Source organism: Microcoleus sp. K1-B1, assembly GCF_036704705.1.
Lineage (GTDB): Bacteria > Cyanobacteriota > Cyanobacteriia > Cyanobacteriales > Microcoleaceae > Microcoleus.
On sequence record NZ_JAUBSH010000105.1, the window covers coordinates 1 to 23578 of the forward strand.

The 23578-nt window shown below is 45.0% G+C and carries 18 protein-coding genes; 7 read left to right on the forward strand and 11 right to left on the reverse strand.

Translation table 11 applies throughout. The features are described from left to right. Positions 1 to 139: 139 nt before the first annotated feature. Positions 140 to 1354, forward strand: coding sequence for an FAD-dependent oxidoreductase (locus QUA83_RS25770; protein WP_333296778.1), 1215 nt, complete (start codon positions 140 to 142; stop codon positions 1352 to 1354). 147 nt (positions 1355 to 1501) lie between these two features. Here QUA83_RS25770 and QUA83_RS25775 read toward each other — a convergent pair whose 3' ends face one another. Beyond that, positions 1502 to 2374 carry a pentapeptide repeat-containing protein gene (locus QUA83_RS25775; RefSeq protein ID WP_333296779.1) on the reverse strand — a complete coding sequence of 291 codons (873 nt, stop codon included), beginning with the start codon at positions 2372 to 2374 and terminating at the stop codon, positions 1502 to 1504. 451 nt (positions 2375 to 2825) lie between these two features. Between QUA83_RS25775 and QUA83_RS25780 the strand changes: the two genes are divergently transcribed. From QUA83_RS25780 to QUA83_RS25790, 3 genes are all read left to right on the forward strand, one after another. Beyond that, positions 2826 to 2999, forward strand: a complete 174-nt coding sequence (locus QUA83_RS25780; protein WP_333296781.1) for a hypothetical protein — start codon at positions 2826 to 2828, stop codon at positions 2997 to 2999. A gap of 390 nt (positions 3000 to 3389) precedes the next feature. Next, on the forward strand, positions 3390 to 3653 hold the full coding sequence (locus QUA83_RS25785; protein WP_333296782.1) for a helix-turn-helix transcriptional regulator: 264 nt from the start codon (positions 3390 to 3392) through the stop codon (positions 3651 to 3653). Then, positions 3650 to 4567 (forward strand): hypothetical protein, encoded by a 918-nt coding sequence (locus QUA83_RS25790; RefSeq protein ID WP_333296783.1) that lies wholly within the window; start codon positions 3650 to 3652, stop codon positions 4565 to 4567. The genes QUA83_RS25785 and QUA83_RS25790 overlap by 4 nt, the downstream gene beginning before the upstream one ends. Here QUA83_RS25790 and QUA83_RS25795 read toward each other — a convergent pair. Together QUA83_RS25795 and surE are read right to left on the reverse strand one after the other, a co-directional pair. Continuing rightward, the gene (locus QUA83_RS25795; protein WP_333296785.1) at positions 4557 to 5618 is read right to left on the reverse strand and encodes a DNA methyltransferase; all 1062 of its coding nucleotides are present in this window, start codon (positions 5616 to 5618) and stop codon (positions 4557 to 4559) included. The two genes, QUA83_RS25790 and QUA83_RS25795, sit on opposite strands and share 11 nt — an antisense overlap. A gap of 156 nt (positions 5619 to 5774) precedes the next feature. Next, a complete protein-coding gene (gene surE / locus QUA83_RS25800) occupies positions 5775 to 6452 on the reverse strand; it encodes a 5'/3'-nucleotidase SurE (RefSeq protein ID WP_333296796.1) in 678 nt (225 codons plus the stop codon). Between the two features lie 663 nt (positions 6453 to 7115). Here surE and QUA83_RS25805 point away from each other — a divergent pair. Continuing rightward, positions 7116 to 9368, forward strand: a complete 2253-nt coding sequence (locus QUA83_RS25805) for a carotenoid oxygenase family protein (RefSeq protein ID WP_333296786.1) — start codon at positions 7116 to 7118, stop codon at positions 9366 to 9368. Positions 9369 to 9490: 122 nt separating this feature from the next. Beyond that, the gene (locus tag QUA83_RS25810) at positions 9491 to 14803 is read left to right on the forward strand and encodes an AAA family ATPase (protein WP_333296787.1); all 5313 of its coding nucleotides are present in this window, start codon (positions 9491 to 9493) and stop codon (positions 14801 to 14803) included. Here the strand turns inward: QUA83_RS25810 and QUA83_RS25815 are convergent. Then, positions 14775 to 14987: a hypothetical protein gene (locus QUA83_RS25815; RefSeq protein WP_333296788.1), complete on the reverse strand. Its 213-nt coding sequence runs from the start codon at positions 14985 to 14987 to the stop codon at positions 14775 to 14777. The two genes, QUA83_RS25810 and QUA83_RS25815, sit on opposite strands and share 29 nt — an antisense overlap. A gap of 134 nt (positions 14988 to 15121) precedes the next feature. On the opposite strand from QUA83_RS25815, the gene QUA83_RS25820 reads away from it, so the two are divergent. Continuing rightward, entirely contained in the window at positions 15122 to 16552 is a 1431-nt protein-coding gene (locus QUA83_RS25820) for a DUF3370 domain-containing protein (protein WP_333296790.1), read from the forward strand. 69 nt (positions 16553 to 16621) lie between these two features. Here the strand turns inward: QUA83_RS25820 and QUA83_RS25825 are convergent, their stop codons facing one another. From QUA83_RS25825 to QUA83_RS25855, 7 genes are all read right to left on the reverse strand, one after another. After that, positions 16622 to 17116 (reverse strand): hypothetical protein, encoded by a 495-nt coding sequence (locus QUA83_RS25825; protein ID WP_333296791.1) that lies wholly within the window; start codon positions 17114 to 17116, stop codon positions 16622 to 16624. 180 nt (positions 17117 to 17296) lie between these two features. After that, positions 17297 to 18592, reverse strand: coding sequence for a dihydrolipoamide acetyltransferase family protein (locus QUA83_RS25830; protein WP_333296797.1), 1296 nt, complete (start codon positions 18590 to 18592; stop codon positions 17297 to 17299). 173 nt (positions 18593 to 18765) lie between these two features. Beyond that, positions 18766 to 19206, reverse strand: a complete 441-nt coding sequence (locus QUA83_RS25835) for a YlqD family protein (RefSeq protein WP_015179467.1) — start codon at positions 19204 to 19206, stop codon at positions 18766 to 18768. 144 nt (positions 19207 to 19350) lie between these two features. After that, on the reverse strand, positions 19351 to 21300 hold the full coding sequence (locus QUA83_RS25840) for a long-chain fatty acid--CoA ligase (RefSeq protein WP_333296792.1): 1950 nt from the start codon (positions 21298 to 21300) through the stop codon (positions 19351 to 19353). 239 nt (positions 21301 to 21539) lie between these two features. Further along, a complete protein-coding gene (locus QUA83_RS25845; protein ID WP_333296793.1) occupies positions 21540 to 21884 on the reverse strand; it encodes a type II toxin-antitoxin system RelE/ParE family toxin in 345 nt (114 codons plus the stop codon). Continuing rightward, a complete protein-coding gene (locus QUA83_RS25850; protein WP_333296794.1) occupies positions 21877 to 22179 on the reverse strand; it encodes a UPF0175 family protein in 303 nt (100 codons plus the stop codon). Before QUA83_RS25850 ends, QUA83_RS25845 begins: the two co-directional genes overlap by 8 nt. 222 nt (positions 22180 to 22401) lie before the next feature. Further along, a complete protein-coding gene (locus QUA83_RS25855) occupies positions 22402 to 23364 on the reverse strand; it encodes a hypothetical protein (protein ID WP_333296795.1) in 963 nt (320 codons plus the stop codon). Positions 23365 to 23578: the final 214 nt, after the last annotated feature.

Below are 23578 nucleotides of genomic sequence, written 5' to 3' on the forward strand. Positions count from 1 at the left end.
TCCTTCTTCCTTCTTCCTTCTTCCTTCTTCCTTCTTCCTTCTTCCTTCTTCCTTCTTCCTTCTTCCTTCTTCCTTCTATCCGTTACATCCGTTACAGAATCCGTTGCCGAACTTCCTTCTATCAATCTAGGAGTGAACTATGAGAATTGCAATTGTTGGGGGCGGAGCCAGTGGTATGGCAGCAGCCTACTGGCTCGATAAACAGGGGCATCACGTCACTGTGTTGGAAAGTCAGCCGATTTTAGGCGGACACATTCGGACGCTGAACAAAAATGTTGTACCCAATCAATCTGAGTGCAATGAAATATTAGAAAATGGGGTGCTGGAATTTCCCACTGTATTTTACAATTTCGTGGCTTTTATGCAGGAGCTAGACGTTGAATTAGAACCCGTGCAGATTGGTTCAGCGCTGTTTTTTAAAGATGGCACCCACTTTTTGTCTGCGGTATCTATCCAAAAGAATTTCACCGGAATCCAACGCCTGATCGAGTATTTGCGGCTTGATAGTCTCTACGCTCGTTCGGCGGGATTTATTTTAAAAATGCGGTTTGCTAAACAGCACGATTTCTACGATGTGTCGCTTTCTGAGTCTTTGAAAAGCTCATGCGTCCGCAATTATTGGCTGAAGTTGCTGACGATGTACAGCTACTCGATGCCGTTTGAATTGCTAGACAATTTCCCGGCAGAATTAGCGATGCCTGTTTTGCGCGAATATGCCTCGGTCAACTGGGTGAGGATTAAAGGCGGGGTGTATTCTTACATTGAAAAGATTTTGGAGCGATTTAAGGGCGATATACGGCTAAATGTGGAGATTGCAAATATTTTTAGAAGTGCGGATGCTGTAAAAATTGTGCTTTCTGATGGGGAGATTCAGGAATTTGATAAGGTGGTTTTTGCGATGCCACCAGATCAAGTTATGAGGTTATTGTCTGATCCGACGGATGCCGAAAAGAAGCGGTTTTCGGCGTGGAAAGCCAATTATGCCACCACTGTACTGCATTCGGATACATCAATGTACGATCGCTACGGTATCCGCAAGTTATCAGAATTTGATTTTTTCGAGACGGACAAAGGATGGGGATATAATGCGAGCTTGAATCAGCTTTGCGGCATCTCATCCCCACGAGAGTACAGTTTAGCTTTTCATCTGGAGGAGTCGATCGCCCAACAGCACATTATTCACATTCAGAAACATCACACACCGCTGTACACTGTCGAGTCTTTTCGATATCGAGATGAAGTTATCGAGACTAATGGCGAAAACAACACTTATCATGCGGGAGCTTATTTGGGGGATGGTTTGCACGAAGGAGCCATTACCTCTGCTTTGCGAGTCGCGAAATTAATCGGGTGAGCTCAATTGTGATGCTACAAACTCTCGCAAATATCAGTAAATTTCTTGTCGGGGCAACACTCTCACAAAAGTAACGATGTCTGCATCAAAAGTTAAACCAATGGGAGAGTCGTCCACCTAAAATGCGAAATTAATTTTTGCCGTTGCCTAAGCTGCGACACCACGTGCTGCAGTTAAGTAGACATCATTGCTCAAAGATGGGGGGATTGTTGATCCGGCTAACTGAGTACCCTCAAAGTTGGTTCCCGTGAATGTTGCCCCGCTCAAGTCGGCTTCACTCAAGTCTGCATAGCACAGCCTAGCCCAATCGAGGTTTGCCTGCACCAAAGAAACTCCCACCAGATTTGCCCTAGTTAAATCTGCTCCCATCAACTTGACGCCCCGCAACTGAGCCCCGCTGAGATTGGCAGCTAACAAGTTCGAGCCTTCCAGATTTACCCCGTTTAGTTTGGCTTCACTCAGGTTGACGCCATTGAGATCCGTCCTGCTCAGGTCGATGCCATTGATGTAAGCTTTCCTGAGATAAATGCCTGTTAGTTGAGCGCCAAAAAGCTTGGCACCGCTAAGTTTTGCCCCTCCGCAGTTTGCCCAGTTGAGGTTGGCTCCCGTGAGGTTGGCTCCCCGCAGGTTGATGAATTGCAGGTCGGCTGTACACAAATTGGCGTTCCAGAGGATGGCACTCCGCAGGTTGCTACCGATGAGTTGGGCGCCACTCAACTTTGCCCTGGGCAGTTTTGCTTTGACGAGGAAAGCTCCGCTGAGATTGGCTTTTGTCAGTTCTGCGTCGGCTAGTCTGGCTTGGCCCATTTTGGCAAAACTCAGATTTGCCCTGTAAAGGTTTGCGCCGTTGAGTTCTGCTTTTGTCAGATGCGCCCGACTCAGGTTAGCTCCCGACAGGTTAGCCCTCGAAAGGTTTACGCCAACTAACATAGCTCCGCTGAGGTTTGCTCCGCTGAGGTTTGCGTCAGCAAAGTCTCTGTTTCCATTTTCGTATTCTTTGAGCAGCTCGGTTACTTCCATACGGGTCACATTCCTTATAGCGGAAATTAATCTAGAAATAAACACTCTTTATAAGTATTTTATCTCAAACGGAGCGGACTGGATCGCACTTTCAAGAAAGCTGAGAATCAACTTTATATTTATACATATACTTTGTGCTTTTTCCAGAGTCCCGATCGTTTTGAGATCATAGTCTGAAACCCTTGATCTATCGTGGGTCTCTAGTGTGCTTCGGCAAGGGTTGCGATCGTACTGAGATCAGTGAAACCGTTATTCTCGGTAGGTAAGCCATCAAACACTGTCCGAAGTGTTGATTAATAGTAAAATCAATATTCTTATTGTTCCCTGTAGCTAACAGCTTTTTTAAACGGAGACGGCAAATTTGTTAGTTGTGTTTGCATCAGGTGTCGGGCAGGCTGGCATGGTCATAGCTCCATATTTTATCTACGGTCATTTTTAATTAAAATTATATGTGGAACAACAGCCTAATCAGCGAGAATTTTTCTCGATTGTCTCGCAGCAGTTAGACGATCGCGCTTTTGCATATTTTCTTGAGTTGAGCGGGGTGAAAAGTAATTTCAGACATTGTACTTCTGAGGAATTTACCGATATGCCTAACGGTAGAGGGGATTCGTTCAAAACCTAGCGGATAATATACTGCAGATTGTACAAAACTAACAGCGAGTAATATCTGTATAAAATCACCCCCTCTACTGGCAGTTAGGCAAATGTGTCAATCTATGTTATGCTGAGTCAAAATTGAGGAATAATCATGTCAAAAGAAAGAAAAAGCAATAAAGAAATCAAAAAGCCAAAGAAACAACCTGATGGTGTTGCTAAGCCGAAGGATGACAAAAAAAATTATGGTAGCACGGACGGCCGCAAGTAAAGATAGCTGCCACTCTCGGAATTGCGATTAATTTTGTTTAATTGTCATTACTATCGATTTTTAACAGATTTAAATATCCTATTTTGGGATTATCCGAAAACAGGTTTATTATATCTAGGGAATATGCAGTGCTAAACCCAAAGTATAATGAAATCAGTTTTTAGCGATGAATATGAAACATTCCGTTGCTGGATGATTGCGGCTCGTAAAGAAGCGCAACTAACTCAGGAGTCTGTTGCTAAATCTCTTAAAAAGCCCCAGTCTTTCGTAGCCAAATATGAAAACGGTGAACGACGGTTAGATGTAATTGAGTTTCTGTTAGTTGCTCATGTAATTGGTGTAGATCCTTGCGATATTATTAGGAAAATTTCACAAAAAATATCTGAAGCATCTTGTGAGAGGAAGATATGAATACGCAAGATGTAATCAGACTTGCATCCCAATATCTAGATCGCTTATCAGGTAACACTTTCGACGTTTTAGATGTATCTAAACCTGTTACCGTAGATGCAGCGGTGAACCTGTCTAAAGTTATCTCAAAGCTTTCGCCCTTAGTCGGAAATTTAATCGAATTTAACACCGTTGAATTCTTGAATCAACAAAATGAGTTCGCTGAATTTGGAAAGTGGCATAGGCAAGATCCGGGCTTTCCAGATACTATTTTCCTCGGCCTAGTTCAACCAACGCCAGGATTAGAAATTAAAGCGTGGTTCCCACTAGCAACAGAGATAACAGCACGTTTCAAAGATAGTCAAAATCACTTTAGGTTCGATCAGACCTACGTTGCTATCCTGGCATGGCTACCCGATAAAATCATCTATGGCAAGCCTCGCATTCTTGATGTGTGCGTTGTCTCTGGTTTATCGGTAGCTGTAGCGAGAGATACCCACTATCACAATCCGCCGGATTATCTTGTTTTAGAGCCGGAAGATACAACTCAAAGAACAGCAAATTTGCAACAAACCAACACCAGTGGATATAAATTCCAAGGTTCTGCTGAGGAGTTTTTAGAAGCTGAGAAAATAGTTGATTCATGGGGTACTCAAGGAAAAGTCTACAAACCAACTAGAGAGTATCAGCGCCTTCTGCGGGAGCTACGTATACGCTATGAATATAGACTAGATACAAATTTTGCAAAGATGGACAGAATTGTACATCCAGGCATTGAGGAATTTAAGCGACGTGTCTACAATACTGAAGTTTCCGGTATGACCGTTGGTCGGTGGAATAAGCTTTTATCAAGTCGCCTAGAAGGCAGCATCAAGAAATCCCTACAAGATTATCTACAGATTAGAGAAGAGAGTATTGATGAAATTATTGATTAAATCTCTGTACACCATAGTAGAAATAGTCTGGGTCTATCTCGCAAGAAAAGGCTTTGCGTTTTAGTTGACGTGCTGATAAAGCTGCACTGAAAAGTCCCCCAAAAGGTTCCCATATAACATCGTTTTCATCGCTCGATGCCTCAACAATAAGGTTCATCAGATCCAGAGGTTTTTGGTTGAGATGTAATGCTTTTCCAGAGATAGTTTTCACTCTCTCATCGCCCCGTAAAGCTTGACGCTCCCAAACGTTTGTAAAACCGTGAGGGCATCTAAATTTCGATCGCATCTTGCTCCATTCTTGTCCGGTTAAAGGCTGATTGCCATCTAGTGAAAAGTATGGTTTTCCTTGAGGAATACCATACTCATTTGCATAGTTCACTAGCCTTTCAAACATATCGGTCGGAGGGAAATACCACAAATGCCCTTGATCGAAGTATTTCCTGGTTGCTGCATCCACCACCCCGCAAGCATTGTTGGCCCGTCGTAACGGCAACCCAGAGCGTTTCCACTCTCGCAATAACCACGCCTTTAAGGTAAGTTCATTAACTCTTACTTCTCTAACGTATTGAACGCAGACTTCTGTAACGACGGGGAACCTGCGAATTTTCTGTGTGTTAACATTCCCTGCGATATGACCTTTTCCCTTGTTCCAAATATTGGAATTGACATAGCGCCAACCATATTTTTCTAGAAGTGGATGCACAATAGCCCAACCAATTTCTGAATTCCAAAACCAGAGTGTTGTACAGGGTATGGCTGCTTTTGACCATGCCTCGATATGAGGTTTATACCAATTAGGTAAATCAATGTGATCTGAGGTATCTCCTTCAAACCCAAGAATACCGTAAGCTCCATCTGAAACTATGACAGTAGGTTGCTCCCACTTGTCGTAGTGCTGGAGAGTATCGCCGAGATATAAAGTAACGTATTCGTCACTCCATGTAGAAAAATTAAAGTTGGTATTGAGATTAGCTACTTTGCCACGACCAACAGTGCTGCTCGCTTTGCGTTTTAAGATGCTGGGAGAATTCGCTTCTGCGTTAGGACTCATTTGTTGACTTACGTGACTGTAAAAATTAAGTACAAATATTTTATCCTGTTTTGGGATATTGAGGGTAAGTGATACCAAAGTTAACCTACCTAATTCCGCTTTGTTGAAAAAAAATAGAGTTCGATCGCCCAAATCCACCAAATCCATCAAATCCCATCACAGCGATATCTCAGTCACTGCAATATTACCCTCAAAACACACGTCCACATCAGTCCCAGGCGCCCGATCGCGCGAGCCATATTCTCCGGCATAATAAAAGTATTCTCCCTCCATCCGGTAAACAACTGGCAGCGGCTGCGTCGAAGGCTGGCAAAACACAATTTCCGGTTCCGCACTTCCGGGCGCTAAATGCGGCAAATTCACATTCCAGAAACACCCCGACTTTAGTTCTCGGTTCAGCAAATCCGCCAACACCCGCGATGTCCAACGAGTAGCGACATCCCAATCTATTTCGAGCGGCCTTTTAATCCGGTGGGAAATTGCGATTCCCGGAATACCGTGCATAGCTGCTTCGCGCACAGCCGCAACCGTACCCGAAATGTATACGTCAACCCCTAAATTGCCGCCCGCGTTAATACCCGAAAGCACCAAATCCGGTTTCGCACAAACGTGATGAAGAGCAATACGCACGCAATCGGCCGGTGTTCCCCCTACAGCATATTCCACGGACGATCGCCGATCGACATGAATCGGACTGTGAGCCGTCACTTGATGCCCGCAGCCGGACAATTGCCCCTGCGGAGCCACCATAATTGTTTTGCCGCTTACTGCTTGCAAAAGTGCTTGAATGCCGGGAGCATCAATGCCGTCGTCGTTGGTTAAAATTATTGTCATTAAAAATGTGTCGGTTTTATAGAACCGATTTGAGAGCGCAGAGGCTGGCAACCTTCTGGTAGCTCTAGCCCAAATTGGTTGTTGATTGGTGGCGATCGTCAGTATGAGCATTGCCACACATTTATATCATGGCATTAATTGAACAGTTGCCCCAGAAATGTGGCGCGCCACATTTTAGCCCAGTCGCACCTTGATATGACAGCTAAAGCGACTTGTTACGCTTGCCCCAGTGCAGCATTCATGACATCAGTGTCGATGCAAACATCAATTAATCACATAATTTTTTCCTCGGCTCTCCCCCAGGCTATGTGTAAAAAGTAGCAGATGATACTAACTATCTGAGACTGAACGTTGAAACCCTCGATCGTGCTAAATTATTAGCTTGCGTTATCACCATAAGTACGAGAGAGCCACACGGGAGAAGAAAATATATGATATAATTATCATTCACTATTTAAGTCGAGTTGATTTTCGCTGAATCGCTTACGGTGACTAATAACGCAAGTTTCTAGTTATAAACTGCGGTGTTGCTAATTGCCAGCTTGCTAATCAAGTTTTTTACTCGAATTAGCCATTAGCAGCCTGTTTGAGATAACTAGCAACTTAAGTTAAGAGCAATTAGTGCAGGTGTCATTCATCTCAAATTTAACCCCTATAAAAACTATGAACCAATCTGTAGAAAACGACGATAAGGTTGAAAAAAATAGTAGTTTCCCGCGATCAGTATTGTCAGTTAGTCGAGTAGAGTTTGGGCTAAGAGAAGATAACCCAGAGACCAAGTATTGCCCGCTAAAACTGCTAGTTAAGGACGGAAAACAACTTCCGTCAGGATTGCAAGGCCACGTATTTATTATTTCAGCCACAGGCTCTGTTGACTCCAAATCTCGCGATGATAACAAAGATATTGTATTTCCTTCCAGTGATGGTTTCACGCCATTCTACAACGGCGACGGGATGGTTTATCGCTTTGATTTTGACAATCTTGAGGAAGGAGTATTTCTCACAACTAGAATTGCTAAAACCCCCTGTTACTATGCCGACGCAGCCACAAATAAATGCCAGCCTAACCTGAGATTTAAAAATCGCGGCATCATGCGAATGTCTGACCAGTTAGGGATTCGCAATCAGCTAAACACCGGATTTCTGCCCATGAAATTTCTTCAGGAAGACAACGAAAGACTGCTGATAACTTGGGATATAGGGCGTCCCTACGAAATTGATACAAAAACGCTGGAAGCAGTCACGCCCGTGGGTTGGGATCGAGATTGGAGAGCCTTTAATCCGCTATTAGCCAACCTTCCCTTACAACCGCCTTTTCCGTTTAAATTAGTTCAGACTTCAGCCCATCCTTGTTTTGACGAGAACACAGGGGAAATGTTTACTGTCAACAGCGGGCGATCGCTCTCCACTTTTATTGCTCAATTGCGTCCAGTCCTCTATTGGGCATTCGGTTTGATTGACAGCATCAGAAATCCCTCCCAGCGAGGATTTCAGAAGGCTCCAGACCAAAAAAACTTTTTCCAAAAATTAGCAGCAGCCTTTAAACAAACAATTCATTTATTATGGAGTCTGCTGCAAAGTTTTAATATATTTGCCAACTTTGTCTATGTGATTTCCTGGGATGGCAAAGAAAAGATTAATAAATGGCAGGTAACGCACCCCAATGGTTGCCCGATCGCAATTAAACAGAGTATGCACCAGATAGGATTGACTGAAGACTACGTGGTGCTGATGGACACTGCCTTTAAATTCTTACTAGAAGAAATACTTCCGGCGCCAAACGAGCCAAAATATGAAGAAATAGAAAAATGGCTGAGAAACTTAATCGATCGCCCGCAATTACCCGACAGTACCATCTACATTGTCCGCCGCACTGATCTGAAATCAGATGTCAAGAAAGTGGTAGCGGGACAGGTTGTCATTCCCCGCGAAACCACGCACTTTCTCACAGACTATAAAAATCCGAACGATCAAATCACGCTGCACTTAGCTCACGTATGCGCTTGGGATGTAGCTGAATGGATTCGCAAGATCGATTTCAGCAACTCAGACAACAATGGAGGCTTACCCCATATGTTTGGGATGACAGTAGGGCCATTAGATATTAGTCGCATGGGATGCTACGTACTCGATGCTAAGGATGCCAAACAAATCAAAGTTGCCAGAAGCGATTTGACAGGAGTTTATGCAGACAACCAGCCTAACAAATATTGCCAGGATACTCAGACCAACGGTAAAGAATATTGCAAATACACTTGGGGACCAGCACTTTATGCTTACCGTGAAAATCCGCCTTCTGGACACTTTGAAAATATCTACTGGAGCTTTTTTGGATGCTGGGAAGATATTTTCACCGAAGAAGGACTCAAAATGTATCAAAACTATAAATATCGGGAAATACCAGCCGATGAAGTGCGCCATCTGACCAAAAAAGGCATCAAATCTAACTTGTTACGACTGCACATAGCAGATATGGATACCCTTGAAGCAAATGAAAATCGGTTGCAGATTCAAGACTCATACGAATTTGACACAGGTTATTTCGGCAACTCGCCGCAATTTGTCCCCCGCGCGGGTTCAACAGGCGGCTCAACAGACGGCTATATTGTATGTGTAGTTTATAATGGTACAGATGAGCAACCTGACAACGGCAATGAAATCTGGATTTTCGACGCTGCGGATTTGAAGAGCGGCCCCCTATGCAAACTCTGGCATCCACAACTTAATTTTGGGATTTCCGTACACACGACTTGGTTGTCAAAGATTGGCAAACGGACGGCTAGTTATAATATTCCGGTGCAACAAGATTACGAATATTTAGTCAAACAGCAACCTCAAGAAATTCAGGAGTTCTTTAATGAGTGGGTATATCCGAAGCGAGAACCAAAAGACAGCGGTGACTGTAGCGTTAGTTAGCTCCGCAAGTCAGATTGCTAACTCAAAAGCGATCACTGTTTCAACTGACTAGCAGTTGGCGCGATCGCTATATTGTATTTTATATATGATGGCACTGATATCACTTCAAGATTAAGACACCTATGTTAGAAATTCGCGGATATAAAATTACTTCACAAATTTACCAAGGGTTTAATACTGTTATTTATCGAGGGATCAAAGAGTCAGACGGACAGCCAGCGATATTTAAAATCCTCAAAAACGAGTATCCTCATCTAGAAGAAATTACCCGTTTAAGACAGGAATATGAAGTTTCCAAAAACCTTAATATAGAGGGTATAGTTAAACCTTTAGAATTACAAGAATTGGGGAACCGCAAATTTATCCTAGTTGTGGAAGATTTTGGCGGAATTGCTCTCTCAGATAGCGAAAAATTTAAGCAGCCACAAATACGAGATTTTCTAGCGATCGCGATTCAGCTAGCATCTACCCTCGCTCAGTTGCACGATCGTTGCATTATTCACAAAGATATCAAACCCCAAAACATCATCGTCAATTTTACCACAAATCAAGTAAAAATTACCGATTTTGGTATTGCCACCCGCCTGTCTAAAGAGAATCAATCCCTCAGCCACCCCAACTTATTAGAAGGAACTCTTGCCTATCTATCCCCAGAACAAACAGGTCGGATGAATCGAGCAATCGACTACCGAACGGATTTCTACTCTTTAGGCGTCACGTTTTATGAAATGCTAACAGGGAAACTGCCCTTTCCGACCACTGACGCCCTCGAATTAATTTACTCCCACATTGCCATTCAACCCGTACCACCAGCAAAAATTAACAGCCAGATTCCTCAAGCAATTTCAGAAATTGTGATAAAAATGATGGCTAAAACTGCTGAAGAACGCTATCAAAGTGCTGAAGGTTTGAAATTCGATCTAGAACAGTGTTTAACTCAATTAGAAACTACAGGGAAAATTGACAACTTTCAAATTGGTCAAGAAGATTTATCAAGTCAATTGCAAATTCCGCAGAAACTCTACGGTCGATTTGAACAAGTTCAGACACTCCTAGCCGCCTTCGACCGCATCAGTAATGGGACAGCGGAAATGATGCTAGTAGCGGGCTATTCAGGCATTGGGAAAACTGCTGTAGTTAATGAAGTTCACAAACCGATTGTCCGGCAGCATGGCTATTTCATTTCGGGTAAATTTGACCAATTTAAGCGCAACATTCCCTACGCTTCTCTGATAGAAGCTTTCTCGGATCTGATGCGCCAACTATTAACTGATAGTCCGCAACAGATAGAGAATTGGAAACAAAAACTCTTAAACGCATTAGGCCAGCAAGGCCGAATTATTACAGAAGTTATTCCCGAAGTTGAACTGATCGTTGGCGAACAGCCGCCCGTGCCAGAAGTGGGAGCAACTGAAGCTCAAAATCGATTTAATCGGGTGTTTGCCAGCTTTATTCAAGTTTTTACTCAACCAGAACACCCGCTGGTTATTTTTCTAGATGATTTGCAGTGGGCTGATTTATCGTCGCTCAAGTTAATTCAACTGCTAGTGACTAACCCCGACAGCCAATATCTACTGATGATTGGTGCTTATCGAGATAATGAAGTTAGTCCGACGCATCCTTTGATGCAAACTTTGAAAAACAATCAAGAAAATTCAGCTAATTTAACAACAATTACTCTCGCACCTTTGAGTAGTACAGATGTCAATCAAATAGTTGCCGACACTCTCAAGGAAAGCCAAAAATCCCAAAGTCTATCCGCTCTGCTATTTAATAAAACTCAAGGCAATCCTTTCTTTTTAAATCAACTGCTAAAATATATTTATGAAGAAAAGCTGTTAGCTTACAATTTTAATAGTCGCCAATGGGAGTGGGAAATAGATGAAATTCAAGCGATAGGAATTGCGGATTATAACGTTGTCGAGTTAATGGTAAAGCAGATTCAAAGGCTGCCGGAAGCAAGTCAAAAGATTTTGCAGTTAGCAGCTTGTATCGGCAGCAGATTTTATTTAGATGTTTTGGCGATCGTCAATGAAGAATCTCCTGTAGAAACGGCAAATCAACTGTGGTCTGCCCTAGAGGCAGGTTTGATTCTCCCCTTGAACGACGCCTACAAAATTCCGCTCTTTTTTGACCGCGAACTGGCACAGATGCACCTTGACGATCTCGCCAGCCGTCAAACTGCATCTGTGCAAATTCCTTACAAGTTTTTGCACGATCGCGTACAGCAAGCAGCTTATTCTCTCATTGCCGAAGACCAAAAAAAATTAACTCACCTCAAAATTGGTCAACTGCTGCTGAAAAATACGACCCCATCTCAGCAAGAAGAAAACATTTTTGCGATCGTCAATCAACTGAATATCGGCAGCGAGTTCATCACCGAGCAGTCAGAAAAAAACCAACTCGCTGCCCTGAATCTCGCCGCAGGTCGGAAAGCTAAAGCAGCAACAGCCTCCGAAGCGGCTGCCAATTATTTTAATGCGGGCATGGAACTCCTGGCAGCTTCTAGCTGGCAAAGCAATTACGAACTCACGCTCAACCTCTATATAGAAGCTGTAGAAGCAGAATACTTGTGTACCAACTTCGAGAGAGCTGCTGCACTGGCAGAAATAGCGCTGCAACAGGCAACAACCCTGCTCGAAAAGGTGAAAGTTTACGAGCTAAAAGTTGAATTTTATATCGCTCAAAACCAGCTATCCAAAGCCCTTGAAACCGGACTGCAAGCGGTAGAGATGCTCGGAGTTTCCCTAGCTCCTCTGCCCAGCGAGGGCAGCAGTTCCGTGCAGATGCCGAGATTAGAAGAGTTAGAAAACCTTCCCGAAATGACCGATCCCTATTTGCTAGCAGCTCTGCGAATCTTGATAACGGCAACGGCAGCGGCTTCGATCTCAGCGCCTTCAACCTTTGTTCAGATCGTTTTAACGAAGGTCAATCTTTGTGTGGAACGGGGTTATTCAGCTCTGGCAGCGATCGCTTACGCAAATTACGGCATAATTTTGTGCGGGCCGATGGCAGACTTGGACGCGGGATATTACTGCGGGCAGTTGGCGATTAAACTCCTAGATATTTTTCCTGACAACAAACTCAAATGTCGAGTTTATGCGCCATTTTACGGTTTGATATCCCATTGGAAAGAGCAGGCTAAAGAAAGTATTGCACCGTTAGAAGAGGCGATTCAAGCCGGTTTGGAAACGGGAGATTACCAATATGCAGGCTATTGCGTACTCCACTATTGTACCAACCTATTTTTGAGCGGCGAACGCTTAGAAATTGTCGATGTAAACATTAGGGAATATATCAAACTTTTAAATAAAATAAAACAGGAGTTTCCGCTCAATTTCATTAAGGTATGGCATCAACTGACCTTAAACTTGCAAGGATTATCATCAGATAAAATGCTGCTGCAAGGCAAAAGTTTTGATGAAGCAGCGATGCTGGTATATTTGCAGGAAACCAAAAATGCAACAACGCTGTTATTAGTTTACCAGGCCAAAGCCTTTCTCTGTTATTTATTTAAAGATTATTCCCAGGCTCTTGCCTGCATTTTGGCAGCTCACGAACACCTCAGAGGCGATAGCGGCATGATGACGTTTCCCGCTCACTACTTCTATTATTCGCTGATCCTGCTCGCTAATTACAACACCGCTGCGCCGAGGGAGCAACAGCAATATCTGGAATTGGTAGAATCTCATCAGGAAAAAATGAAAGGCTGGGCGCAAGACGCGCCGATGAACTATCAGCACAAGTACGACCTGATCGAGGCAGAAAAAGCGCGGATTTTAGGGCAAAATGAGCAAGCAATTAACTTGTACGAAAGAGCGATATCGAGAGCGATAGAGTACGAACGCCGGGAAGATGAAGCTATTGCTAAAGAACTGGCTGGAGAATTTCATTTTGCTTGCGAACGCGAACATATGAGTCGGTTCTATCTGAACGAATCCTACTACGCTTATATTCGCTGGGGAGCTACGGCAAAAGCCCAAGATTTAGAGTCAAGGTATCCAAAAATATTTGGGAGAATAACAGCTCAAAAAAATCTCGGTCTTGATTTTAATACCACGACATTAACAATAGGAGGTAGTTTGGAAGGATTAGAGCTACTTTCTGTGCTTAAATTTTCCAAAATCCTCTCTGGGGAAATTGTTTTAAGCGAACTGATTTTACAATTTATGAAAATTGCGCTCCATAATGCTGGCGCTCAAAAAGGATTTCTGATTTTGAATCAGTCAGAAGGTTTTGCGATCGCAGCCGCTGGAGAAGTTGAGGACAGCGATATTAATGTGTTGTTATCTCCCCAGATTGAACTAGAGCAAGTTGTTCCCTTAAGCGTTATTTATTATGTGGAAAAGACTCTCAAAACTGTCGTTTTAAATAATGCTAAGGCTGAAGGATCTTTTAGAACCGACCCTTATATCAGGACGCATCAACCCAAGTCAGTCTTATGTATTCCCATCATCAATCAAGGCAAAATGATGGGTTTACTTTACTTTGAAAATAATTTGGCAACTAGCGCTTTCACTCCGACGCGGCTGGAAGTTTTAAAACTGATCTCTTCTCAGGCAGCAATCTCGCTAGAAAATGCCTTCCTTTACCACACGCTGGAACAAAAAGTAGAAGAGCGCACCGCCCAACTCGCCCAAGCAAACCAGGAAATTAGCGACCTCAACAACAAACTTAAAGCCGAAAACATCCGCCTCAGTGCTGAGTTAGAAGTCACCAAACGACTGCAACAAATGATCTTGCCCAAACAATCAGAACTAGATAAAATTAAAGGATTAGAAATAGCTGGATATATGCAACCTGCCGATGAAGTTGGTGGCGACTACTACGACGTGCTAGCCCAAAATGATCAGGTAAAAATTAGCATCGGCGACGTTACGGGACATGGTTTAGAAAGTGGCGTATTAATGATTATGGCGCAAACCGCCGTCCGCACTCTCCAACAAATGAACGAAACCGATACTGTGAAGTTTCTTGATGTGTTAAATCGCACCCTTTATGCCAATATCGAGCGCATCGACTCGTCGAGAAACATGACCTTGGCTTTGTTAGATTATCAAGATAGTAACTTTACCATCAGCGGTCAACATGAAGAAATAATTGTAGTCCGTACTGATGGTAACATCGAACGGATCGATACAACGGAACTCGGCTTTCCTATGGGATTAGAGGAAGATATTGCTGATTTTGTTTCCCAAGTTCAAGTTCATCTTAATCCAGGGGATGTAGTAGTGCTTTACACAGATGGAATTACCGAAGCTGTAAATATAAATAAAGTGTATTACGGCATAGAAAGATTGTGCCAAGTGGCGAAAGAAAATCGCCACAAAACCGCTGAAGAAATTCGACAAGCAGTAATTTATCATCTGCTGCAACATATTGACAAACATAAAGTTTTTGACGACATTACGTTGGTAGTCCTAAAACAGAAATAACGCAAGTTGGTAATTGGTAATTGGTAATTGGTAATTGGTAATTGGTAATTTGTTTGAGCGTCCGACGATCGAAACCGACTTCACGCCCAACAATTTTGGCAATGGTGCGCGGACTCAGGAAGGTGCGATCGAAAGCTGAGCGCCACGTCTGTGCTAAATTGGGCGGCGAATTGACTGCACACATCCACCTAAAATCCAAAATTCCTCAAACACATCAACCAACTTGTGGTAAAGTTTTGTGTCGATCGCCGATTAGCGGAGCCCTCCAAGAGGATCGGTCAAATATCAACACAAGTTCAGTTAAACGCGCTCACAGCAATGTTTTTGCCAATTTTCCCCCTAGCTCAAACCATCCCCGCACCTCCCGCCCAACAACAACTGATCATCGACCCAGAAGCCCCCGTACCCGAAAACGAACTTGATTTGCCGCCACAGCCAAGCAGCAGCCCCCTGAAAACCCTGACGGTGCCTCAGCAAGTGCGCGTTTTACCGGGAAAACTCGACAGCATCCCGGTTTTCAACAGCAACAGCCCCGAAGTTGTGCAAACCGAAGGCATTTTGCTTTCCACATTTCCCCCGGAAGGAAAACAACTACCTTCTGCACACTTAAACTTTCCCTTCAAAGGCCGATTTGACATCTTTGCCCACCACATCGCCAAAGCTAAAAATCGCGCCGAAACTCGCACCTTATTTCAAGGAATAATTGTCCACAATCCCAACTCCGAACCTGTTACTTTAAATGTTTTGCAAGGAGCGACTTATTTAACTCGGCCGGATGCCTTGTTTGTTGATTTACCGTCGTATTTAGAGAATCGATTCGGCACTGTGTTTGCGGGGCCTGGAAGCCGCATCACGAGCGATGTGCTGCGGGGGTTCAGACAAGCCATTTTGCCCGCTGCGATCGAGATTCCGGCCAATCAGAGCCGAATGCTGATGAATTTGCCGATACCTGTGGGGAATGTGACGCCTTCTTCCAATGGTCGATCGACCTTGATGCGAATGTCGAGCAGCAATTCGGTGTATGTAGCTAGTTTAGCCATGTTTGCTCCTACAACTCAAGAAGGAGTCGAGCAATATCCCACATTAGAAGAGTGGGAAAATATTTTAAATACCAAAGGTTTAGCGGGGCCCAGAGATTTAGCACCAACTCCGAGAGGCGAAAATCCGGTGCAAAAAATTTATGGTCGCGTGGCAGGAGTAGCTGAAGGTTCCCAGTGGCAAGCTAAAATTACTGACAATTCGAGAACCGATTATTTAACTATTCCCAAGCGCGGCGAGTCATTTTCCTATGCTTTGAGCACAACGGATACGGGTACTTTTGGGACTGGCCAAGTTCAAAGCGCTAAAATGTTAGCTCGCTATCCCGATACTGCTTATTTTGCTCACGGTAATTACGGGATTCAATACAACTTAACTTTTCCGCTTTACAACAAATCTCGCGAGTCTCAATCTGTTAGCATTAAAATGCAAACACCCATCAAAGCAAATACAGAAGCGGGGGGATTGATGTTTTACGATCCTCCCGAAAATCGGATATTTTTCCGAGGTACGGTGCGGGTAATGTTTAAGGATGATACGGGCAAGACTTTGACGCGCTACATTCACATTGTGCAGCGCCGGGGACAGCAGGGGGAACCTTTGGTGAATGTGAATATGAAGCCGGGGGAACGCCGTTTGGTGCAGGTGGATTTCTTGTATCCGCCGGATGCGACGCCTCCGCAAGTTCTGACTGTGCGATCGAGTAATTAGTTATTGGTTGACTGTATATTTACACGGCGCGAAACGCGGCTGAATTTCTCACAACAAAAAGTACGATCGCTACTCGACGGGCTCGCCCTTAACATACAAAGATTCGAGAAACTTAACGGCTTCATCAAGCACAGCTTCCGGTAACTTCTCAACAATTGCGATCGCCCTTTGACGGATTTCTCGATCGACTGCTTTGGATTGTTGCGAGTTAGTGTCTGCTAAACTGCTATTTTCAAATTGCTTTTGCTTTGATAAAGCTGTTTCTGGAGTGACAAAAATGCCAACATCTGCGGGAAGATTTATAGTTTCATGATTGTAGCATTTAACCACGAGATTTGTCACCTTCATCGCTATCCGCTGATTAAATCGGAAAACTTCTGAAAAAGTGCGTGAAGCGCAGCTATCCCGTAGGGAATCGCCGCGAGTAGTCTGAAGTAAATGTTCTCCCACTTGATTGACTTCTGTTGTAAAAATAAATTTGTGTGTATTCGTACCAACTGACACCAAAACCTCGTGAGTATTAGGGTCTATCGCAGGTTGAACAGACAAAACTTGCACTTTCATGGTATTAACGAGTAATATCAAATCCGTTGGTATCGGAATTATTCATCTCTCTCTTCTCTTCCTCTGTGTCCTCTGCGGTCTCTGCGGTTAAATCATTCCGAAATTAGACATCTCATTAAAAGCTAAGTCTAAATCCCCCTTTCCTGCCAAGAAGAGTAAAAGGGAGATTTAGGACGATCGCTAAAGCGTCAAAGACTGAGGATTTGTCTCAATCAATTTAGCTAAATCTTGCAAGAAAGACGCCGCATCAGCACCGTAAATAATCCGGTGATCGCAAGTAATATTCACCTGCATTTGGCGCTTCACTCCCATCAAGCCTTCCTCGTTTGCCACTACTTGCGGCCGCGAAGAACCGATCGCCAAAATCGAGCCTTGATTCGGCGGCAAAATAGCGTCAAACTTGTCTACTCCAAACATTCCCAAATTGGAAAGAGTGAAAGTTCCCGTGCTGTATTCATCCGGCTTCAACTGCTTGGTGCGGGCGCGATCGACTAAATCCTTCCAAGTGCGCGAGAGCGAATAAATATCGAGGCGATCGGCATTTTGCAACACCGGCGTAATCAAACCACCGCCATCCATCGCCACCGCTACCGCCACATTAATATCAGCGCGGTATTGAATTCCCGACTCCACATAAGAAGCATTCAGCAGAGGATGTTTTTGTAAAGTTACTGCTACAGCCTTCGCCAGCATAGCCGTCATCGTGACGCCCTTCGACTTAATTTGTTTGTAGAGTTTGTCCAGATTATCAGTAGTAATTGTGTAACCGACGCGGAAAGACGGCACGCTCAAACTTGCTTCCATATTCCGCACCACCGCATTTTGCAGCGCATTCATCGGTACTCTTTGGCCCGAAAGTGCGATCGCCGGGACTGGTGCGGGTGCGGGTTTGGCTGCGGCGGGGGCGGGTGCTGCGGGTGCAGGGGCGGGTGCTGCGGGGACTGTTACCGCTTGCTGAACCGGAGCCGGTTGAGCTTTGCCGGCGGCTGCTTCCACATCCTCTGCGACAATACGACCGTTGGGCCCGCTGCCTTTGATAGAATTCAAATCTACTTTAAACTCTTTGGCTAACTTGCGAGCGCGGGGAGAAACGACGCTGCGGCCGTTTTGGCGGCTGACATTTTGCTGCAAACCTGCTGAGGAGGTAGCTGCGCTGACAGGAGCGGGGCTCGGAGCCGGGGCGGCGGCGGCGGTTGGGGCGGCGGCTCCTTGCTGCTGAGCTACGGCGATTTCGGCTTCTGTTTCTGCTACGAGGGCGATTGCTGCGCCCACCGGAGCAACTTCGCCCGCAGGTACGATAATTATTGCTAAATAGCCTTCGTAGAAAGACTCGACATCCATGTCGGCTTTGTCGGATTCAACCACTACCACCGTTTCGCCTTTTTCTACTTTGTCTCCGGCTGATTTGACCCAGGAAACAATTTTGCCCTCTGTCATGGTAGAACTCAGGGCTGGCATGAAAACTTCGCGAATCATCTGTAAAAAGTCCTTTTGTGTTGGTAATAGGTAATCGGTATTTGGCAATTGAGCATTGGCGATCGGCCACTGGCAATACTTATTATTATGCCAGTGTCTCGCATTCTTGATGTGTGACTGTTGACTCAAAATCAATTGCCAATTACCGATCGCCAATTACCACTTACCAATTTCTAAATATCACCTCGAATTTCTTCGACTATGCCGTCGCGGAGGAGAATTTCTACTTGCATTTTTTGAATCAAGTTTTCTCCGAGCCCGACAGTGAATGTGCCGTCAATTTGACCTTGACTCACTTCTTGTTCCAGGTCTAGCACCTGCACTTGCTGAAGCTGTTGCAGGTTTTGGTTTTTCTGTTCTAGCAGTTCGCTTTTTCTTTGATTCACCTGCACTTGAATGTTTTCTATTTGCTGCATTACTTGCGGGCCTGGGGGCTGCAGATTTTGCTTTTGGATTTCTGAAATCATCCGCTGCCCTTGCATTTCTAACTGTTGTAGCTGAGAGTCTATTTGGTTGATTTGGGCTTGGAGTTGCTGTTGAGCTTCTTCTTTCCAGCGGGGAGTAACGACGACTTTAACGTTAATCGATCGTTTCAAGAGTAATTGTGGTTCCATAAAGTTGTTGCTTGTCAATTAGGAATTAGGCATTAGTCATTAGTTGCTAAATATGAACTAATGGCCCAGGACTGAGGACTCGGACTCGGGACTCGGGTGTTGGGATAATTTTTTCTTTTCCATTCCCCAAGTCCTGCGAATATTTCAAAACATCCCGTCAATCATATCGCGGTAGTGTTGCGTCACAACCGGGCGCTTAATTTTCAGGGTCTGGGTCAACATTCCATTTTCGATCGAAAATGGCTCCTGAATCAACCTGAACGGGCCGATGCGATCGTCCGCGCGGTATCCAGGGCGATTTTGCACCTCTCGGTTCAATTCTTTGCGGAATAAATCTTGAATTGTCTTGCTATTCCAGTCAATTTCGTGTAATGGGGGAGTCTGAGTTTCTGCCCATTTCTGCACAGCTTCTGCATTGGGGACAATTAAGGCGCCGACGGATCTCTGGTCTTGACCTACTAGCATAATTTGGTCGATGTAGGGGCTGCGGACGCAGGCGTCTTCTATGGGCTGGGGTTCGATGTTTTCGCCGTTGCTGAGGACGATCGTATCTTTGGCCCGCCCGGTCAAGATTAAGTCGTTTCCCGGTGTCAGCCAGCCCAAATCCCCGGTATCGAACCAGCCTTCGGAGTCTATGGCCTTGGCAGTCGCTTGGGGATTGAGATAATAACCTGCCATGATTTGCGGCCCCCGCGCCAATACTAAGCCGCGCTGGCCTGTGGGCAGTTGCTGTCGGGTTTCGGGGTCTACGATTTTAATTTCCGTATGGGCGATCGGCTGTCCTGCGGAACCTTTAAGATTGTGCCAAGGGCGGCGCACAGTTAAAACCGGCGAAGTTTCGGTTAAACCGTATCCCACCAACAAGCCGATATTCGCTATTTCAAAAAAATTGTCTAAATGCGTTGCCAAAGAACCGCCGCCGCTAATTGCCCATTTTAAGCGTCCTCCTGTAGCTTCCCTGACTTTTTTGTAAACCAATTTTTCGGCGAGGGCGTGTACGGGCGACAACAGAATGCTTTTGGTGCGGGCGATTAGTTTTTCGGAAGCAGAAGCCGGTTTCAAACTAAGAGTTAATCCTTGGAAAATGCGGCGCGCCTCGATATATTGCTGGCTGGAAGATAACAGGAAATTCACCAATTTTTGTTTATTAGGTGGTTGTTCCCGAAACTGCTTTTGTACGGCCTCATAAATCGATTCCCAGATGCGCGGAACGCTGACCATGTACTGGGGTTTGTAAGTTTTCAAGTCTTGTTTGAAATAGCGAATACTGGTGTAAATTTGGGTGCATCCTTGGGAAAGCAGGAAGTATTCGACGCTGCGTTCGTAGGCGTGCCAACTGGGCAGAATGCTGAGGGCGCCCTCGCCGGCTTCGGGCTGGAGAATTGTGCCCAAGGTGTTGAGTTGGTGCAGCAGATTGCCGTGAGTCAGCATGACGCCTTTGGGTTTGCCGGTGGTGCCGCTGGTGTAGAGGAGGGTGGCGAGGGTTTGAGGCTTGTGGTTGGTGGGTTTGAGGGGGCGGTTTGCCCCTGTGGTCATGACTTGGGAAAATTTGACTGTGTTTAGGGTTTGGCTGGTTTCCGGTTCTTCGTCGGAGAGGAGGACGATGAGTTGAATGGGTAAATCGGGGAGGCGGTGTTGCAGTTTTTTCAGTAATGCCAGGTTTTCTACTACCAAGGCGGTGCTGCCGCTGTCTTGGATGATGTACAGGAGTTCTTCGGGGTCGGCGGTGGCGCCTCGAACCGCGTTGGCCGCCCCGGCCATCATGATACCTTGGTCGGCTATCAGCCAGCGGGGACTGTTATCAGCGAAGAGGGCGACGCGGGGAGGGACTGCTTCTTCGGGATTTGGTTCGATGCCGAGGGCTTGGAGGCCAGCGGCGAATTGCTGGATTTGCTGGTACAGGTCGGTGTAGGTGAGTTTGATTTCTGGCTGGGTGTGGGGGTCGTGGAGGGCGACGGTTTGACCGAATTTTTGTTTGACGATCGCCCAAAATTCGGGTATCGATTGGATGGAACTGTAATCGATTAGCTTGCTGAGGTTAGCGCGATCGCGATCGGTCAGTTGAGATGATGTGTATGATGCTGGGCCGTTCATAGGGTATTTTCCTCAGTTTATGGAGATAAAATTATTGGCTATAAGTTTAATATCACAGTTATTTTATAACTATGTGGCAGTGTCGTGACAGTTTACCAACCTGCCATTGTCTATTCAGGAAATTAGAGATGCAAGATGATGAAAATTATAGTTGCACGGAAATACATGAATTTACGAAAGTCAATCGCAGTTGCTTGTTGTGCGATCGCGCTAGCATTATTATGAATTTGGTTGCTTTTTCAAACGCGATCGATAATGTCTCGAATTTGATTGGCTGGGATGTCATCTTGGTCTGACTTGGAGTAGATAACGACAAGTAAGATGTAGGTATCGCCCCTGAGTTGATAGATAACTCTGTAGCCGCCACTTTTGCCCTTTTGGATGTCGCTGTTTTTGAGGCGCACTTTGAATACAGTGTAGCCAGTGCCAGGGATTTGGTCGCCAATTAAGTTGCCAGACTGTAGCTCATCAAGTAGCGGTTTTAGGTCGGTGCGGATACTGCGGTAGCGTTTAATTAAGGTGCGAAGTCGTGTTTTGAACTCATCGGAAAAGAGAATCTGGATTTGCGGTGTCTCGTCAGTCATCAATGCCATCCCACAGTTCGGAAATAGGATGCAATTTGCCTTCTTTAATTTGCTGGAGCGATGTACGCAGGCTGGCTAAGACGAGTTCGGCGGGTTCGTCATCGGGATCGGCGGGCGGGGTGACAATATGGCGACTGATTAATAGTTGGTAGAAGTCGTCCACAGACATTACAGCAAGTTGAGCAGCTCGATCGAGACTGAGGCTGTGCTGCTGATAAAGTACGATCGCGAGTTCGAGTCGCACATCGGCTTCAGTCAGGGGGAGATTGTCGGGAAGGTCGATCGTAATTTGCATGATTTATAGTACCTTTTAATTTCAATTGTCTCTGAAGTGGGATCGTTACAGATTCATTAAACTTTGATTCATTGGCTGTATTCTTCAAGATTAAAACGAGTAGATATGTCAGCACTTTAACATAGCTGGGTGCTTAGGGCACACCTTACCCCCACAATAAAATTGAACTATGAGTGGAACAGGCATCTTGCCTGTTCATGAAACTCGTGCAATATCTCAGATTTAAGCCACCTTGCGCGGTGCATCAACCATCGGCGCAGTGCCAAACAAATGTCTGAGATAACTGCGACTGAGCTCGCGGTTCCAGCGCCGCAAACGCACCATCACTCGCGTGAATGTAAAAGTCAATTCCAACACCAAAGAAAGCTGTTTCAGACTGAGTGAAGTATTAAACACATCATGGCCGTGCGTGCGTTCAATCTGATGATGTTTCAGCAAAGCAATCAGGTTTTTGGTAGAGCCTTTCAGTTGATTGAAATAACTCTGGGAGAATGCCCAGCGGCTGAAACCCCAAAACTTAGCCAAATGATTGATCTCATCCTGTAAAGGCTGGGAAATTGCCTGTTGCAACGCTCCTGTTGAGTGTACCATCAACCATAAATAGACAGAAGTAGCTCCCCACTCGGTACTCAGGCGACTAATCACGTGTTTATAGGTATCTTGCCAAGCGTCGCCTGTGGATTGACAGCCCTTCACAGAGTTCGGTTTAACTTGCAGTTTTTCACCTGTAAGTTGCTGGTAAATTTTCCTAAATGTCGGGCAATGTTGGCGTTCTTCTTTTTCCCAGACACCTATCTCTAGAATGTTGCCATTGGCATCAAAAATTCCTCCCATAAACCGCGCCATTTGCGGGTAAATATGTTGTAAGTAGCACCAACTTTCTCTACCGTAACTGCGGATGGGAGCTTCTATTTCGGCTGCACTTGCCAAAATTTGTAAAAATATTTCTGGCTTGACACCAATAATTTGGTCGCGATTGATTCCTTGCCAATCTATGGGCTCCCAAGGGCGAGGATGCGGGGTGGAAAATTGCTGGGGTAGGTCGGAAAGTCGATCGCTCAAAACTTCCAATGACATATAATGGTCGATGAGGGAGTTAATCCTCGCCCGATTTTGCAAGTAGCGAGGGCTTTGATACTGATTTCCAGCCAAATCAATTGTATACACCTTACCAGTAGCTTTCATTGTTTCTGCCTGTTCCTAACTTTTACAGCTATTGTGCAAAAGGCATTTGGGAAGTCGCAATGAGTAACGTGCAGGCTGCTCAATGACTAGCAGTTGCCTTGACTGAGCCGAACTCAGGTGAAACGGCATGAAGTAGGGTGAATCCCCAGCAATGATATTATTTTGATAACTGGGGAAATGCGCTGCACACTGATGCGCGGGCCTTCAGCCGCTC

What these genes read in the sequence shown, in the direction of transcription:
- QUA83_RS25850 (WP_333296794.1), bottom strand. Translation starts at nt 22,179, where the DNA reads ATGCAAATTACGATCGACCTTCCCGACAATCTCCCCCTGACTGAAGCC.
- QUA83_RS25825 (WP_333296791.1), bottom strand. Translation starts at nt 17,116, where the DNA reads ATGAAAGTGCAAGTTTTGTCTGTTCAACCTGCGATAGACCCTAATACT.
- QUA83_RS25835 (WP_015179467.1), bottom strand. Translation starts at nt 19,206, where the DNA reads ATGGAACCACAATTACTCTTGAAACGATCGATTAACGTTAAAGTCGTC.
- QUA83_RS25815 (WP_333296788.1), bottom strand. Translation starts at nt 14,987, where the DNA reads ATGTGTGCAGTCAATTCGCCGCCCAATTTAGCACAGACGTGGCGCTCA.
- QUA83_RS25840 (WP_333296792.1), bottom strand. Translation starts at nt 21,300, where the DNA reads ATGAACGGCCCAGCATCATACACATCATCTCAACTGACCGATCGCGAT.
- QUA83_RS25805 (WP_333296786.1), top strand. Translation starts at nt 7,116, where the DNA reads ATGAACCAATCTGTAGAAAACGACGATAAGGTTGAAAAAAATAGTAGT.
- QUA83_RS25855 (WP_333296795.1), bottom strand. Translation starts at nt 23,364, where the DNA reads ATGAAAGCTACTGGTAAGGTGTATACAATTGATTTGGCTGGAAATCAG.
- QUA83_RS25790 (WP_333296783.1), top strand. Translation starts at nt 3,650, where the DNA reads ATGAATACGCAAGATGTAATCAGACTTGCATCCCAATATCTAGATCGC.
- QUA83_RS25775 (WP_333296779.1), bottom strand. Translation starts at nt 2,374, where the DNA reads ATGGAAGTAACCGAGCTGCTCAAAGAATACGAAAATGGAAACAGAGAC.
- QUA83_RS25785 (WP_333296782.1), top strand. Translation starts at nt 3,390, where the DNA reads ATGAAATCAGTTTTTAGCGATGAATATGAAACATTCCGTTGCTGGATG.
- QUA83_RS25795 (WP_333296785.1), bottom strand. Translation starts at nt 5,618, where the DNA reads ATGAGTCCTAACGCAGAAGCGAATTCTCCCAGCATCTTAAAACGCAAA.
- QUA83_RS25845 (WP_333296793.1), bottom strand. Translation starts at nt 21,884, where the DNA reads ATGACTGACGAGACACCGCAAATCCAGATTCTCTTTTCCGATGAGTTC.
- QUA83_RS25810 (WP_333296787.1), top strand. Translation starts at nt 9,491, where the DNA reads ATGTTAGAAATTCGCGGATATAAAATTACTTCACAAATTTACCAAGGG.
- QUA83_RS25830 (WP_333296797.1), bottom strand. Translation starts at nt 18,592, where the DNA reads ATGATTCGCGAAGTTTTCATGCCAGCCCTGAGTTCTACCATGACAGAG.
- QUA83_RS25820 (WP_333296790.1), top strand. Translation starts at nt 15,122, where the DNA reads ATGTTTTTGCCAATTTTCCCCCTAGCTCAAACCATCCCCGCACCTCCC.
- QUA83_RS25770 (WP_333296778.1), top strand. Translation starts at nt 140, where the DNA reads ATGAGAATTGCAATTGTTGGGGGCGGAGCCAGTGGTATGGCAGCAGCC.
- surE (WP_333296796.1), bottom strand. Translation starts at nt 6,452, where the DNA reads ATGACAATAATTTTAACCAACGACGACGGCATTGATGCTCCCGGCATT.